A 14,585-nucleotide genomic window follows, 5' to 3' on the forward strand; every position below is an offset into this window, starting at 1 on the left:
AATCATTCTCAAAGATTAGACCCCTCACAAAGGCCACGACTGCGACATTGCATGTATGAGCGGGATGCTCATTCGTCTCTCGGCTTTTTGGTAAGAGTGCCTTCCCGAGGGTGCCCATCAAGAAAATTTGCGCTTCACCATCGTAGAGGCACGATTTTGACCTACAGCGCGCCAACAACATGCCGCAAATCATCACATGCGGGCCCTGCCTTGGCTGTCTGTCGGCGCCAAAGCTTGATCACGACCACGTATTGCCGTGAAACGCGCAACCACTCTTGACCCGCCGCCATCGATCAGGCACGCCGCGACCATGACTTGGAACACACTCATCCTTGGCGCCGGGGCCGCCGGCATGATGTGCGCCGCGCACGCAGGCGGGCGCACGTTGGTGTTGGACCATGCCAAAGCAGCGGGCGAAAAAATTCGCATCTCCGGAGGCGGACGCTGCAATTTTACCAATATGTACGCAGGCCCTCAGAACTTCCTCTCCGCCAACCCGCATTTCTGCAAGTCTGCGCTCAGTCGTTACACCCAATGGGACTTTATCGATCTGATCACGCGACATGGCATCGCCTACCATGAAAAAACCCTTGGCCAGCTGTTCTGCGACACCTCTGCCAAAGAGATCATCGCCATGTTGCGTGCGGAGATGGAGGCAGCCCGCGCCGAACTATGGCTACAAACAAAAATCGTTTCGGTGGCGCACACAGGAACAGAGTTTGTCGTTGAGGTCGAAAAAGATGGGCTGCGCCAAACTCTGAAAGCGAAAAATCTGGTTCTGGCGACAGGTGGAAAATCCATCCCCAAAATGGGCGCCACTGGTCTGGCATATGACATTGCGCACCAATTTGGGCTGGCCGTCACCGACACACGTGCAGGTCTTGTGCCCTTCACGTTCTCAGATGGGCGGTTTACGCCCATCGCAGGTGTCGCACACCCTGTGCGTGCCAGCGCCAACGGGGCCCAATTTGACGAAGCCATGCTGTTTACCCACCGTGGTCTGTCCGGCCCTGCTATGCTGCAAATCAGCTCTTACTGGCAAGAGACACACTCCATCAGCCTCAACCTGTTTCCAAACGGTGATCCGTTTGAAGAGTTGCGCACACGTCGACAGGCCCAAGGTCGCCGCAATCTGACAACCGAACTGGCCACACTTCTGCCGTCACGGCTGGTCGAGCATCTTTCCGGTATCATGGATCTGTCCGGCAATCTTGCGGATCAATCTGACAGCGCACTGCGGTCGCTGTGTGACGTGTTGCAACATTGGGAATTGCAGCCCAGCGGCACCGAAGGCTATCGCACCGCCGAGGTCACCTTGGGTGGGATTGACACCAATGCACTGTCGTCCAAAACCATGGAAGCGAAAGCTGTGCCCGGTCTCTACGTGATCGGCGAAGCTGTGGATGTCACCGGCTGGTTAGGCGGGTTCAATTTTCAGTGGGCATGGTCCTCAGGTTGGGCCGCCGGAAAAGCCATTGCCGGACGGCCCTAGAGAGCCAATCAACGGTGTTGATCTGCCCTACCAAACTCACTGGACAGACGGCTGCGCAGTTTCTTGGCTGCGCCTTTAAGCGCGGCCGAAATGTCTGCCGCATCGTGATGTGCTGACATCGGGCCCATGCCGCGTGGCCGGGCCTCTAGAGTACAGCGAATATGATCAGGTCCGTGCTTGTCAGCGTTCTGGTCCTTGAGATGTACCTCTATACGAGTCAACCGCTCGCTCAGGTGATCCAGATCCTGTGTGACGGCCCGTTCGGCCACCTCAATCACCCGTGTGTCACCATGGATAAAGTTGTCTGTGTTTACCTGAATCTGCATCTGATGTGCCTTTCATTGTTACACAAAAGAGCTATGCATGATCCGGACAAAAACAAGTTATTGGGCCTATTTTACAGACCTATGGAGGCTTTGACGCAGGCTTCAAAATCCGCGCCGCGTTTTTCGAAACTGTCGTACTGATCAAAACTAGCGGCCGCTGGCGCCAACAGCACGGTCTCACCAGATTGTGCATCCGAGACCGCGCGTTGCACGGCCTCTTGCATGGTGGTGCAGACCTCTGTCTCTATGCCTTTTAGCTGCATTGCGAAATTGGCGGCCTCGCGCCCAATCACATAAGCTTTGAGCACACCACTGGCGCTGTCTGACAAATCGCCAAGCCCACCTTCTTTCTCCAAACCACCGCAAATCCAGCGGATATTTTTGAACGCGGACAGTGCTTTCTTGGCGGCATCCACATTGGTGGCTTTGCTGTCATTCACATACGTCACACCAGCCGACTCCGCGATGATCTGGCTGCGATGTGGCAGACCTGCAAAGCTGGCAAACGCCGCCTCGATCACCCGCGGAGCCAATCCCAAGGCCCGGCACACCGCATAGGCGGCACAGGCGTTCTGATGGTTATGTGCCCCGGGAAGGCCCTTGATCGCGCGCAAATCAATCGACCCTGCCTGACGCCCCTTGCGATATTCACTTAAAAACCCTTTGCGCGCAAAGATGTTCCATCCCGAACCGGTCAATTTGCGCTCGGTAGAGATGCGCATCACCCGGTCATCCGCCACACCCTCAGCAAGCTGTCCGGCAAGGTATTTGCCCTCATTCTCGTCCACACCCACAACCGCACGATCCGGCCCACCTTCGGCAAACAGGCGGCGCTTGGCGCTAAAATACCCCCCCATGCCCGCGTGCCGATCAAGATGGTCGGGACTGAGGTTTGTGAAAACGGCAATATCGGGTGTCAAACTGCGCGCAAGATCGGTCTGATAACTGGAAAGCTCCAGCACAATCACGTCGCCATCCTCCGCAGGGTCTAGGTCCAGCACACCGCGGCCAATGTTGCCTGCCAATTGTGTGCGGCGTCCCGCCTCGGTGAGGACATGATGGATCAGCGCGGAGGTGGTCGATTTGCCATTAGAGCCAGTAACAGCAACCACTTTGGGTGTGGTTTCAAAACTGTCCCATTGGCGCGTGGCAAAGGAGCGAAAGAACAGGCCAATGTCATTGTCCACCGGCACCCCCGCATCCAGAGCTGCAGCGACCACAGGGTTTGGTGCGGGATAGAGATGTGGTATGCCCGGCGACACGATCAGGCTTGCGACACCTTCAAAGGCACCTTGCTTCAGCAAGTCAGCGCACAGAAAACCTTCGGCCTCTGCGTTTTCGCGTGCGTTGGAGTTGTCATCCCAGCAGAGGACCTCTGCCGCGCCGGCGCGCAAGGCACGCGCCGCCGCCAATCCCGAGCGGCCCAGTCCCAACACAGCCACCTTGGCGTTTTCGTATCCTTGTACCGGAATCATTGCGCGTCACCCACCTCATGTTTTCTGGCAGAGTGCCCGCCCGAGCGCTGAGGCACAAGTGGCAGCCCAAGGCGCCTTGATCCGGATACGACCGGTATCAATGGTCGACCGTCGGCACCAATGGCCCAAAGCCGCAGTTGGTCGGTCTTACGCGACATTTTATCTGGCCCGGTCGCAAAGTGAAGGATCGCGCGCAGCCCAAAACAGCACTGGATTTCCGGCTCCGATGGCATGGTCAAACGGCAGGCGGGCGCGTCGGATGGCGCGCAGCACACCTGTCTCCTCATAGGGTCAGAAACGCCCATCTATGAAAGCCAAAAAGAAAGCGGAAAGAACATCCAATGTTCCCGAACTGTCGTAACCCTATAAAGGAGAACGTTTATGAAGTTCCTTGTTGCATTGATGGGCGCGCTGTCTGCTGCAGGTGCGGCCCTTGCTTTGGACGTGTCGGCAAAGTTTGACTCGATTGATGGCGGCACGCTCGCCGTGTCCGACTGGGCAGGACAGCCGGTGTTGGTGGTGAACACTGCCTCACAATGTGCTTTCACCAAGCAATATCGCGGACTGCAAGATTTATACGACACCTATCGTGATCAAGGGCTGGTTGTGCTTGCAGTTCCCTCCAACGACTTCAAACAGGAGTTGCGATCAAACGCCGACATCAAAGAGTTCTGTGAACTGCAATATGGCATCGACATGCCGATGACTGGGATCACCTCTGTGAAAGGCCCATCAGCACATCCGCTCTTTGTGTCCTTGCGCAAGGAGGCGGGATTTGTGCCCCGTTGGAATTTCAGCAAAGTCCTGATTGGCCCGAACGGCACGGTTGTTGCCCAGTTTGGATCCAACACAAAGCCGATGTCTGACGCCATCACCAGCCAAATCGAAGACCTTTTGAAGTAAGCCTTTGGTAGATCGCATGACTAAAGAGACGACCTTGAAACGGTGCGAGCGCCTGATCCTGCTATTGGGGGATCAACTCTCTTTGAACATTTCTTCGCTGCGCAATGCAGACAAAGAGCGAGATGTGATCCTTATGGCGGAGGTGGCTGATGAAGCCAGCTACGTGCCACACCACAAAAAGAAAATTGCATTTTTGTTCTCGGCCATGCGGCATCACGCAAAGCTGCTGCGACAAGAAGGGTGGGCGGTCAGGTATGTGCAACTGGACGATGACGATAATGCGGGAAGCTTACCAAACCAACTGACCCACGAGCTGGAGCAATTTGGCTGCGCAAAGGTTGTGATGACGGAGCCCGGGGAGTTCCGGCTCAAACAAACGCTTTTGAGCTGGTCCAAGTCTAAAGACATTGCCTTAGACATGCGCGAGGACGAGCGATTTATCTGCACGCACGCTGAATTTCAGGCATGGGCGCTGGGTCGAAAACAGCTCCGAATGGAGTTTTTCTATCGCGAGATGCGCCGCAAAACCGGTCTTCTGATGAAGGGTGACGCGCCCGAAGGCGGTAAGTGGAACTATGACGCCGAGAACCGCAAGCCTGCCAAAGGCGATCTGTTTATGCCACACCCCCGGCACACGATGCGCGACGCGATCACCGAGGATGTCTTGTCGCTTGTCAGCACCCGTTTTTCCAACAATTTTGGCGCTCTTGAGCCGTTTTGGTTTGGCGTAACTCGCACAGATGCACTGCTGGCGTTGGAGCATTTCGTTCAATCCGCCCTGCCGCTGTTTGGCGATTATCAAGACGCCATGCTGACAGACGAACCTTTTCTATATCACTCGGTTTTGGCTTTGTATCTCAACGCCGGATTGCTTGAGCCTTTGGAAATATGCCGCCGCGTGGAGCGCGCCTTCTATGACGGAGATGCGCCTCTAAATGCGGTAGAGGGTTACATCCGCCAGATCATCGGCTGGCGTGAGTATGTGCGTGGCATCTACTGGCTCAAAATGCCGGGCTACACAGAGGCCAATTTCTTTGACGCGCAACGCCCGCTGCCCGCTTTCTATTGGACCGCGCAAACCGACATGGCCTGTATGGCCGCAGCCATCTCGCAAACCCGCGACCACGCCTACGCGCATCACATCCAACGTCTTATGGTCACTGGCAATTTTGCCATGTTGGCTGGGGTCGATCCCCATGAAGTACATGAATGGTATCTGGCCGTGTATGCGGATGCCTACGAGTGGGTCGAAGCCCCCAATGTCATTGGCATGAGCCAGTTTGCGGATGGCGGTTTGCTGGCCTCCAAGCCCTACGCGGCCAGTGGAAACTATATCAACAAGATGTCCGACCACTGTCAGGGATGCCGTTACGATGTGAAGCAGAAAACCGGTGCCGATGCCTGCCCTTTCAATCCGCTCTACTGGGACTTCCTCATACGCAACGAAGCAAAACTGCGCGGAAACCCGCGCCTTGGGCATGCCTACCGCACTTGGGACCGGATGAGCCCGGACAAACAACATGCTTATCGCAGCAGCGCGTCAGCTGTGCTGGATGGCCTGTCCAGCTGACTTCTTATCCGCCACGCCTGCAGCGCTCCGAGCAATACCGAACCTCATCCCATACCTTGGCCCACTTCTTGCGCCAGAAGAATGGTCGCTCACACCGGACACAAATCTTGCTGGGCAGGTCAGATTTCTTACGCATCTTCATCAGACCCTCCTTTTAGAACGGCAGGTCAAGTTGTGCCGTGGGGGCTTTTTTGTTTTCGCGCAGGCGCGTGGGTTTCCGGCTGGCGTGCTTCACCACAAGCTCTTGTGCTTCCTGACGGAACGCCGCTCCTTTGCGCACGGCCCAAACGCGCTCACGTGCGTCACGCGCAGCACTCAGATGATCCACAATGGGCATGGGATAGGCACGGCCCAGAACAGCGCTTGCATTGTCAGCTTGCCACGGCGCGTGCAAAAAACGGTCTTCAATTTGGGCCAGTTCCGGGACCCAACGCCGGGTAAACGCGCCTGTTGGATCCTGATCTTGTCCCTGTTTTACCGGATTATAAATCCGCACGGTGTTGATCCCCGTGGTGCCAGACTGCATTTGAACCTGGCTCCAGTGAATGCCGGGTTCATAGTCGGTGAACAGCCGCGCAAGCGCCAGCCCCGGAGCCCGCCAATGCAACCACAGGTGATAGCTCGCCACCGACATGACCATGGCCCTCATACGGAAGTTCAGCCACCCGGTGGCACGCAGCGCGCGCATGCAGGCATCCACAAACGGCAATCCGGTTTCCCCCCGCGCCCAAGCCTCAAGTCTTTCTCTGTCGGGCGCAGACGACCGAATACCATCGTAGCCGCGATGCAGGTTTTCAAACTCAATACGCGGCGCGTCCTCTAGCTTCTGGATAAAATGACAATGCCAATGCAAGCGACTGGAAAACGACGACATCGCCCCACTCCAGCCATCTCGCAAACCACGCGCTTTCACGTCCCTTTGTTTTGCCCAAGTCGCCTGCGTAACCTCTCGCATAGAAAGACTGCCCCAGGCCAAATGCGGCGACAGCCGGGAACAGGCATGTGCGCCCGTCACTGGCGAAGACAGCGCGCGGCGATAGATTTGTCCTCGTTCCGCCAGAAAAGACGACAACAGCTCTTGCGCCAAATGGCGCCCCGCAGGCTGCGTATCAGTCGCACCATCGGCAGCAAGGTTCAGATCTGAGGCAGTTGGGATCTGTCCGGCGGCAATGTGGACTGGCGCCAAAACGGGCGGTTGGGCCATTGGCTCTGCCATAAAGCGATCCCAGTGACCTGCCCATCCAGCACGCGACGCCAAACGTCTCTGCACCCCATGCTGTGAGATCTCGTGCCAAGGCAGACCGCGTTCGCGACACCAAGCTGCCACCCGTTTGTCACGTGCATAAGTCCAGCCATTGCCGGTTTCTTCATGCGACCAGAGCACCTCCACGCGATGTTCCCGTTGCAGGCTGTCTAAGACCTCCACAACATCTCCGACCCGCACAACAAGCGGCTGACCCAAGCCTGCAAGGTGCTTTCTCAACTCCGCAAGTGTCTCCGATGCGAACACCCATTGCCGACGTGATGCATCACCCTGCGCCCAATAGTCCGGCTCAACAACATACAAAGGCAGGACCGGACCGCGCTGCGACGCAAAGGACAGCGCGCCATGGTCTTGCACGCGAAGGTCGCGTTTGAACCAAACTAATTGCACCCGACCCTCCTCTACTGCTTTGCTGTTGGATACGGGAACGGTCGGTATCCGGACGACTTCAGATCAGAAAAAATTGATCTTGGGTTCGTACCGCGACGTAGACGGAACAACAGACAACCTGAAAGGTTCACAGATGTTTCAACGCTTGCGCTTTGCCCATGCCATCGTCGCCGTCACTTTGATCGCCAGCCCAGTGCACGCCGACCTCAGCGTCCGTTTTGTAGAAGGTGCACCAAAGGATCGCTTTGAGATCAAGAACGAGGGGGACTGCGTGCTGCGCGAGAGCGTCATCACGCTGGACATGTCCACGTCTCAAGGCGCGCTGATCTTTGACGTTGCTGATGGCGGGGCCGGTGTGGAAGTCTTTCAACCATTTGAAGTGGTGACTGGGAAAGACGCGCTTGCATCAGTACCGGCTGTGATGGACGGACAAAACGCAGTGGATCTGCGCATATCTAAGCTGAGCTCAGGCGACAAGATATCGTTTACAACCGATGTTGATGATACGCTTGGTGCACGCGAGATCACAGTGTCCGGATCTGAAATTGCCGACGCAACGGTGACCCTCATCGGATCACAAGGTCAAAGGTCGGCGCAGTTTGACACGGCGGCCAAGGCTTGGGTTGTAGGCTTTTCATGCTAATGCAACGCACTGCTGCCAACAAAGTGGAACGACAACCGTGACAAAATGGACGATCCGCATCGCCTTTCTCCTGTTGGTTATGGGCGGCGGTATTTTGATAGGCACGCTCACAGCGCCAGGCCCATGGTATGCGGCCTTGGACAAACCTGTGTTCAATCCGCCCAATTGGATTTTTGCACCCGTGTGGACAACCCTCTATGTGCTGATCGCAATGGCCGGGTGGCGCCAGTATGAAGCACGTAATGAAGGCGGCTACCTGACCCTCTGGTGGGTGCAGCTCTTACTGAATTTCTTGTGGTCGCCGATGTTTTTTGTCTTACAGCAGCCATGGCTGGCGCTGGCGGTGATCCTCGCCCTCTTGGCTGTGATTGCGCTCTTCATACGCGGCACTTGGTCCAGAGATCGGTTGTCCGCATTGGCGTTCATTCCGTATTTGGTCTGGGTCAGCTTTGCGAGTTTGTTGAACCTGTCCATAGCGATTTTTAATTAGGGAGACGGGGGTGATGCGGATGCGTGAATGTTTTGTGGCAAGTCTTGTGGCCCTCAGCCTGTCTTCAACTGCCGGTGCGGAAGCGATGTTTGAAACCTTCGAAAGTGATCCGGCAACAAGTTGGACCTATTTGGCCGACACTGTGATGGGCGGCGTTTCGGCGGGCAGTGCCACTTTTGAGCGCGATGCCACCGGCGCATTTGTCCGATTGGCAGGTCAGGTTAGCACAGACAACAATGGTGGCTTCATCCAGGTTCGGCGCAGTCTATCCAAGCGTTTGCCCAGTAGCACCGAAGGTGTACGCCTAAAGGTTCGCGGCAATGGCGACACTTATTTTGTGCATCTTCGCACCAAAGGCACCCGCCTGCCTTGGCAGTACTATCAGGCACAGTTTTCGACCACGTCCAATTGGTCCGACATCCAACTGCCGTTAGATACATTTAAGCCGTCCGGCCAATTTCTCAGGCAAACGCCACGTGCAGAAACAATCACATCGATTGGTATTGTCGCGTTTGGTCGGGATCACACAGCATTCGTCGACGTCCATGAAGTGGACTGGTATGAGGCTGCGCGCTAGGTTTTAAGCCCTGATCAAAACCCGCTGACGCGTCCATTTCTTTGACGTCTCTATCCACATCACGAGCTTTGGAAGTCTGAAACAAGCGGAAATCGCAACCAACGACAGCTTAGAGCCCAAATGCTTGGTGCTGCGGATTGCAACAATGTCAGCTTCGGCGGGAGCTAAACAGCTAATGGTGGAATTCCATTTGCAGACCATTCGCGAATGATCGCTTCAGCCTTGTCACCGATTTTGTGCCCTTTCGGCTTTGCGGCCAGAGCACTCAGAGCGAACATATCCAGAATACGTGCTTGAAGTTTCCATTGGTCGGTCAACTGCGGTGAGGCTAATTCAAAGCCGCGGATGAACGCTGCCAAAAAGCCTGCTGGATAGTCGGTTGGGAACCGGCAGAAGTTTCCCACGTCAGCAAAGGGACAACCTGAATAGGCAAACTCCCAGTCGATGATTGCTGCGATCTGCCACTCGTTATTGATGCAATCTACGATGATGTTCTTGGGATTCATATCCGAGTGGACAAACCGGCTGACTAAGTCCACGGGTTCTAAAGCTCCTGAATTTTGTTTGCACAAATGCATCCAATCAGCCGACTCAGAGGAAGAAAAGCGGTCCGAAGAGGCAAGTTGATCTGCGCAGAACATCACGAGCTGCTGCGACCAAAGATCTTCGCTCGACGGTATTAAGTCGTCACTCTCGAAAAAGCCGGGTCGTCCAAACTGGATGCTGCCAATCGCAGCGACCATTTGCCCAAGTTGATTAGCCAATTTTTTAAAATCTTCGCGGGGGCTGTGGGTAAGCAACACCTCTTCTAAAGTCTGACCTTCAACGAAACTTAGAACCGTGAAGTCGTCGCCGAATGACAACACATTGGGCACTGGAACAACTGTTTTTGCCAATGACAGGACCGCTGCTTCGATCAAAGAGTTTGCGTCACCAAACCGCACGACGACGCGTCTTTCGTCCGAACACTTCACCAACCACGCTTCATGCGAGAAGCCGCCTTTGAGCTTCTCCTTCGAGACAACAGATGTGCCAATATCGGAGATGATGGCTTCGATTTTTAAGTCATCAGTCATTCTTGCGATGGCCCGTGCTTGCTGGGATAGGAGCCTTGTATGGCAGACTTTCAAATTCTAAAAATTGTCGTTCAATCTGGAAGGTCGAGCGGCGGCTTCGTCCCGTATACCGTCACTGGGAAACAACTCCATGAACGTCGGCTTTTGTCAATCGATGCCTGAAACGTCGTGGCTACTTAGGGCTGCGAGCTGCGGTTAGACGTGCTTGGCACCAAAGGAAGATTTGGACCGTGATTGCCACATTCCCACGAGGCTCCGGCTCAAAAAAACGACCGTCAGCAGTGGCCAAGTCGGGGCCACTGCTGAAAGTGTATTTTGCGGATGGGCGAAGGGTATTGCCCCTCCCGGCATGCACGTCAATGCGCTCAGGTTAGCGCAGCTTCAGTGTGGCCAGTCCGATCATCGCAAGGATGACAGCGATGATCCAGAAACGGATCACGATCTGCGGTTCGGACCAGCCCTTTTTCTCATAGTGATGGTGGATCGGCGCCATCAAGAACACCCGTTTGCCGGTGCGTTTGAAGTAGAGCACCTGAATGATCACACTCAACGCTTCGACCACAAACAATCCGCCGATAATACCGAGAACAAGTTCGTGTTTGGTGGAGACCGCAATGGCACCCAATGCGCCTCCAAGAGCCAGTGATCCGGTGTCCCCCATGAACACTGCGGCCGGGGGCGCGTTGTACCACAGAAAGCCCAGCCCGCCGCCAATTAGACCAGCCACAAAGATCAAAATCTCGCCAGTGCCCGGCACGTAATGCACATCCAAATATTGGGTAAAGTCCACGCGTCCAACCGCATAGGCGATCACGCCAAGTGCACCTGCCGCAATCATCACCGGCATGATGGCAAGCCCGTCCAGACCATCGGTCAGGTTCACGGCATTGGCGGCGCCCACAACAACAAACATGGCAAAGGGCAAGTAGGCCCAACTGAGGTTGATCAGCACCTCTTTAAAGACCGGCACTGCCAATTGGAATTGCAGTGCGTCTGGCTGCAAATACGTTGCCCAAACGCCAGCGATGCCCGCAATTACAAAGCCCAGAAGCAACCGCACTTTGCCCGACACGCCTTTGGTGTTTTGCTTGGAGACTTTGGCGTAGTCGTCCGCAAACCCGATCAGGCCATAGGCCAAGGTAACAAACAACACCAGCCAAACAAAACCGTTGTCCCAACGCGCCCACAAGAGCGTCGAGGTTACCAACGCACCCACGATCAGCAAGCCCCCCATCGTGGGTGTGCCTGCTTTGGCAAAGTGGCCCTCAGGCCCATCATCACGGATCGGTTGACCTTTGCCTTGCTTGCGGCGCAGGACATTGATCAAAGGCTGCCCAAACAGGAAACCGAAGATCAACGCAGTCATAAAGGCACCGCCTGCCCGGAAGGTGATATAGCGGAACAAGTTAAAAAAATCACCGCCATCCGACAGCTCGGTCAGCCAATAAAACATTACGCGTCCTCGTTTTTGGATTGCTGGGCGGGATGGCCCAGATTGCGGATGGCGTCAACCACCTTGGACAAAGCCATCGACAGGCTGCCCTTGGCCATGACCACATCACCAGCATCCACCAGCCGTCGAACTTCGCTTGTCAGTTCCACGCTGCTCTCACACCACTCCCCGCGTTTGCTTTCTGGCAAAGCCGCGTGCAGATGCTGCATCAGAGGGCCCACGCAATGCACCACATCAATGGTCGCCAGTGCGGGGTGTGTCGCGATATCTGCGTGCATCGCCGCTTCTTGCGGCCCCAGTTCTTTCATATCGCCCAAAAAGGCGATGCGACGCCCGCGGCCAATGCGCCCGATCCCGTCGATGGGCTCCGCCGCCGCCAAAACCTCCAGCGCCGCGCCAACACTTGTGGGATTGGCATTGTACGCCTCGTCAATCAATTCCATCGTGCGATCGGTTTCAACCGGATCCAGCACCAACGTTTCACGTGCGCCACGGCCCACAAAGGGTGTCCAGCGTCCCAAGGATGCCACCGACAGCGCCAAATCCGCCCCCATGGCCTCCACAGCAGCCAACGCGCCCAACGCATTCATCGCGAAATGCCGACCTGCGCTTTGCACTTTGAACATAACGGGGGCGTCCGCATGGGTCGCACGCGCAATCGTCACATTGCCCTGCAACGTCACCTCATCTAAACGCCAATCGGCCCCGGTTTCACCAAACTCCTGCATGGCCACACCAAGCGTGGTCGCATGCGCGCGCAGCACATCAGCTGTGTCGATGTCCGCATTCAAAATCGCCATGCCTCTTGGCTCAAGCCCATCAAATACGGCCGCTTTTTCCTGCGCGATGCCTGCCACGCTTTCAAAGGCTTCCAGATGCACGGCTGCCACCGTGGTCACCAATGCCACGTGGGGGCGGGCCTGTTTCGCAAGCGGCGAAATTTCACCCGGGTGGTTCATGCCGATCTCAATCACAGCAAACTCGGAGTCCTGCGGCATGCGCGCAAGTGTCAACGGCACACCCCAATGGTTGTTGTAACTCGCAACCGATGCATGGGCGCGTCCCTGACTGTCCAGCATGGCCCGCAGCATTTCTTTGGTGGAAGTTTTGCCCACCGATCCGGTCACCGCCACAACACGCGCATCTGTACGGGCGCGGCCTGCTCGGCCCAAGGCTTCCAATCCGGCAAGAACATCGTCCACAATCAAAAGAGGCGCATCCGGCGCCACACCTTCGGGGATCCGGCTGACCAAAGCTGCAGCGGCGCCATTTGCCAAAGCCTGCGCAACAAACTCATGGCCATCACGCGCCGCCGTCAACGCCACAAACAAATCACCTTGCGCCAGCGTGCGCGTGTCAATTGACACGCCGTCACACGCCCAATCTGTGGTGACACGGCCACCCGTTGCGGTGGCGGCGTCTTCTGATGTCCAAAGGCTCATGCCAATCCTCCATCCAATGCGGCCACAGCCACGCTAGCCTGTTCACAATCATCAAACGGCAACACATCGTCGCCAATGGTCTGGCCAGTCTCGTGGCCTTTACCTGCGATCAACAAAGCGTCCCCTGGCCCCAAAGCATCCACGCCGCGCAAAATCGCCTCGGCCCGGTCGCCAACTTCTGTGGCCCCCGGCGCGCCCTCCATCACGGCGGCGCGGATCACTGCCGGGTCTTCACTGCGCGGATTGTCATCGGTCACAAAAACAACATCTGCGTTCTGCGTGGCCGCCTGCCCCATCAACGGGCGCTTGGCGGCGTCACGATCACCCCCGGCGCCAATGATGACCACAAGCCGTCCCATCACATGTGGGCGCAACGCGGCGAGCGCCGTGGACACCGCATCCGGTGTATGCGCATAATCCACAAACACCGCGGCACCGTTTTCACGGGTTGCGGCCAATTGCATCCGGCCTCGCACACCTCTGAGCTCGGGCAACACCTCAAACACCCGTTCAGGCTCTGCCCCACAGGCAATCGCCATGCCTGCTGCCAACAGAACATTTTCGGCCTGAAACCCACCCAATAGCTTCAAACGTGTTTGATAAGCTTTACCGCGAAACGTGAAGCGAATGTCCTGACCCGTGGCATCAAAGCGCTGCGCCATCAAGGCGAGATCCGCCTCCGCCTTGCCAACCGTAAGGACACCCTGCCCGCGTGTGCCCGCGATGAGCGCCATATCAAGCCCACGGGGATCATCCACGTTGATCACCGCCGTACCCTCTTCGGGCAAAACGCGCCCAAACAATTCGGCCTTGGCGTTGAAATAGTCTTCAAAGGTCTCGTGATAGTCGAGATGATCCTGCGTGAAGTTGGTGAAACCCGCAACTTTCAGCTGTACACCATCCAGCCGGCTCTGTGCCAACCCATGCGACGACGCTTCCATGGCGGCAAAGCCGATGCCTGCTTCAGCGGCGGCGGCCAGCGTCCGGTGCAGCGTGATCGGTTCTGGCGTGGTGTGTTTCAGAGGCGCAGTAAAATCGCCCTCAACACCGGTGGTGCCAAGATTGATCGCCTCAAGCCCCATCTCCTGCCATATCATGCGCAAAAAAGTCGCCACCGAGGTCTTGCCGTTGGTGCCTGTCACGGCGGCAATGATGCCCGGTTGTTTGCCGAAAAACAGCGCGGACGTATAGGCCAGGGCTTGGCGGGGGTCTTCTGCAATCACCACCGCAGCCCCACTTTGCTCCAGCTCAGATTCTGCAATCTTTGCGCCCGCGGCATCCGTGAGAATGGCGGACGCGCCCATGCGCAAAGCAAACTGGATGAATGTGCCCCCATGCACCCGCGTGCCGGGCAGTGCCGCAAAGAGGTAGCCGTCTTTCACATCGCGACTGTCTACAGCCAATCCCGTGATCTCAGGGTTTGCGCCCCCAAGAGCCGTCAGGCCCAGTTCTGAAAGCTGTTTTGTGCCTGCTGCCATCGGTTC

Annotated in this window: 14 protein-coding genes; 6 read left to right on the forward strand and 8 right to left on the reverse strand. The window is 56.5% G+C overall.

Annotated features, from left to right (window positions below):
- Positions 1 to 310: 310 nt before the first annotated feature.
- Positions 311 to 1,492: a BaiN/RdsA family NAD(P)/FAD-dependent oxidoreductase gene (locus ABWV47_RS18445; RefSeq protein WP_353314579.1), complete on the forward strand. Its 1,182-nt coding sequence runs from the start codon at positions 311 to 313 to the stop codon at positions 1,490 to 1,492.
- A gap of 8 nt (positions 1,493 to 1,500) precedes the next feature.
- On the opposite strand, the gene ABWV47_RS18450 is transcribed toward ABWV47_RS18445, so the two are convergent.
- Entirely contained in the window at positions 1,501 to 1,818 is a 318-nt protein-coding gene (locus tag ABWV47_RS18450) for an HPF/RaiA family ribosome-associated protein (RefSeq protein WP_353314581.1), read from the reverse strand.
- A gap of 71 nt (positions 1,819 to 1,889) precedes the next feature.
- A complete protein-coding gene (gene murD / locus ABWV47_RS18455) occupies positions 1,890 to 3,293 on the reverse strand; it encodes a UDP-N-acetylmuramoyl-L-alanine--D-glutamate ligase (RefSeq protein WP_353314583.1) in 1,404 nt (467 codons plus the stop codon).
- Positions 3,294 to 3,674: 381 nt separating this feature from the next.
- Between murD and ABWV47_RS18460 the strand changes: the two genes are divergently transcribed.
- Both ABWV47_RS18460 and ABWV47_RS18465 read left to right on the forward strand, forming a co-directional pair.
- On the forward strand, positions 3,675 to 4,196 hold the full coding sequence (locus ABWV47_RS18460; RefSeq protein WP_353314585.1) for a glutathione peroxidase: 522 nt from the start codon (positions 3,675 to 3,677) through the stop codon (positions 4,194 to 4,196).
- 16 nt (positions 4,197 to 4,212) lie between these two features.
- A complete protein-coding gene (locus ABWV47_RS18465; protein ID WP_353314587.1) occupies positions 4,213 to 5,766 on the forward strand; it encodes a cryptochrome/photolyase family protein in 1,554 nt (517 codons plus the stop codon).
- A gap of 4 nt (positions 5,767 to 5,770) precedes the next feature.
- On the opposite strand, the gene ABWV47_RS18470 is transcribed toward ABWV47_RS18465, so the two are convergent.
- Together ABWV47_RS18470 and ABWV47_RS18475 are read right to left on the reverse strand one after the other, a co-directional pair.
- Entirely contained in the window at positions 5,771 to 5,902 is a 132-nt protein-coding gene (locus ABWV47_RS18470; RefSeq protein ID WP_353315221.1) for a DUF2256 domain-containing protein, read from the reverse strand.
- A gap of 18 nt (positions 5,903 to 5,920) precedes the next feature.
- Positions 5,921 to 7,420, reverse strand: a complete 1,500-nt coding sequence (locus tag ABWV47_RS18475; protein ID WP_353314589.1) for a cryptochrome/deoxyribodipyrimidine photo-lyase family protein — start codon at positions 7,418 to 7,420, stop codon at positions 5,921 to 5,923.
- A gap of 25 nt (positions 7,421 to 7,445) precedes the next feature.
- On the opposite strand from ABWV47_RS18475, the gene ABWV47_RS18480 reads away from it, so the two are divergent.
- The 3 genes from ABWV47_RS18480 to ABWV47_RS18490 are packed head-to-tail and all read left to right on the forward strand — an operon-like array spanning position 7,446 to position 9,130.
- Positions 7,446 to 8,063, forward strand: coding sequence for an aggregation factor core (locus tag ABWV47_RS18480; protein ID WP_353314591.1), 618 nt, complete (start codon positions 7,446 to 7,448; stop codon positions 8,061 to 8,063).
- A 37-nt stretch (positions 8,064 to 8,100) separates the two neighbouring features.
- Positions 8,101 to 8,553, forward strand: coding sequence for a TspO/MBR family protein (locus tag ABWV47_RS18485; RefSeq protein ID WP_353314593.1), 453 nt, complete (start codon positions 8,101 to 8,103; stop codon positions 8,551 to 8,553).
- Positions 8,554 to 8,566: 13 nt separating this feature from the next.
- Positions 8,567 to 9,130, forward strand: a complete 564-nt coding sequence (locus tag ABWV47_RS18490) for a CIA30 family protein (protein ID WP_353314595.1) — start codon at positions 8,567 to 8,569, stop codon at positions 9,128 to 9,130.
- 164 nt (positions 9,131 to 9,294) lie between these two features.
- Here the strand turns inward: ABWV47_RS18490 and ABWV47_RS18495 are convergent, their stop codons facing one another.
- The 4 genes from ABWV47_RS18495 to ABWV47_RS18510 form a co-directional block, all read right to left on the reverse strand.
- The gene (locus ABWV47_RS18495) at positions 9,295 to 10,206 is read right to left on the reverse strand and encodes a phosphotransferase family protein (RefSeq protein WP_353314597.1); all 912 of its coding nucleotides are present in this window, start codon (positions 10,204 to 10,206) and stop codon (positions 9,295 to 9,297) included.
- A gap of 370 nt (positions 10,207 to 10,576) precedes the next feature.
- Positions 10,577 to 11,659, reverse strand: coding sequence for a phospho-N-acetylmuramoyl-pentapeptide-transferase (gene mraY, locus ABWV47_RS18500; protein ID WP_353314599.1), 1,083 nt, complete (start codon positions 11,657 to 11,659; stop codon positions 10,577 to 10,579).
- A complete protein-coding gene (locus ABWV47_RS18505; protein ID WP_353314601.1) occupies positions 11,659 to 13,101 on the reverse strand; it encodes a UDP-N-acetylmuramoyl-tripeptide--D-alanyl-D-alanine ligase in 1,443 nt (480 codons plus the stop codon). Before ABWV47_RS18505 ends, mraY begins: the two co-directional genes overlap by 1 nt.
- The gene (locus ABWV47_RS18510) at positions 13,098 to 14,579 is read right to left on the reverse strand and encodes a UDP-N-acetylmuramoyl-L-alanyl-D-glutamate--2,6-diaminopimelate ligase (RefSeq protein WP_353314603.1); all 1,482 of its coding nucleotides are present in this window, start codon (positions 14,577 to 14,579) and stop codon (positions 13,098 to 13,100) included. Before ABWV47_RS18510 ends, ABWV47_RS18505 begins: the two co-directional genes overlap by 4 nt.
- Between the last annotated feature and the right edge of the window lie 6 nt (positions 14,580 to 14,585).

The organism is Shimia sp. NS0008-38b, assembly GCF_040370365.1.
Taxonomy (GTDB): Bacteria; Pseudomonadota; Alphaproteobacteria; order Rhodobacterales; family Rhodobacteraceae; genus Shimia.

Excerpts from the sequence above, each read along its gene's own strand:
- ABWV47_RS18460 (WP_353314585.1), top strand. The coding sequence starts at position 3,675 with ATGAAGTTCCTTGTTGCATTGATGGGCGCGCTGTCTGCTGCAGGTGCG.
- ABWV47_RS18450 (WP_353314581.1), bottom strand. The coding sequence starts at position 1,818 with ATGCAGATTCAGGTAAACACAGACAACTTTATCCATGGTGACACACGG.
- ABWV47_RS18505 (WP_353314601.1), bottom strand. The coding sequence starts at position 13,101 with ATGAGCCTTTGGACATCAGAAGACGCCGCCACCGCAACGGGTGGCCGT.
- ABWV47_RS18495 (WP_353314597.1), bottom strand. The coding sequence starts at position 10,206 with ATGACTGATGACTTAAAAATCGAAGCCATCATCTCCGATATTGGCACA.
- ABWV47_RS18490 (WP_353314595.1), top strand. The coding sequence starts at position 8,567 with ATGCGGATGCGTGAATGTTTTGTGGCAAGTCTTGTGGCCCTCAGCCTG.
- murD (WP_353314583.1), bottom strand. The coding sequence starts at position 3,293 with ATGATTCCGGTACAAGGATACGAAAACGCCAAGGTGGCTGTGTTGGGA.
- ABWV47_RS18445 (WP_353314579.1), top strand. The coding sequence starts at position 311 with ATGACTTGGAACACACTCATCCTTGGCGCCGGGGCCGCCGGCATGATG.
- ABWV47_RS18470 (WP_353315221.1), bottom strand. The coding sequence starts at position 5,902 with ATGCGTAAGAAATCTGACCTGCCCAGCAAGATTTGTGTCCGGTGTGAG.
- ABWV47_RS18510 (WP_353314603.1), bottom strand. The coding sequence starts at position 14,579 with ATGGCAGCAGGCACAAAACAGCTTTCAGAACTGGGCCTGACGGCTCTT.
- ABWV47_RS18465 (WP_353314587.1), top strand. The coding sequence starts at position 4,213 with ATGACTAAAGAGACGACCTTGAAACGGTGCGAGCGCCTGATCCTGCTA.
- mraY (WP_353314599.1), bottom strand. The coding sequence starts at position 11,659 with ATGTTTTATTGGCTGACCGAGCTGTCGGATGGCGGTGATTTTTTTAAC.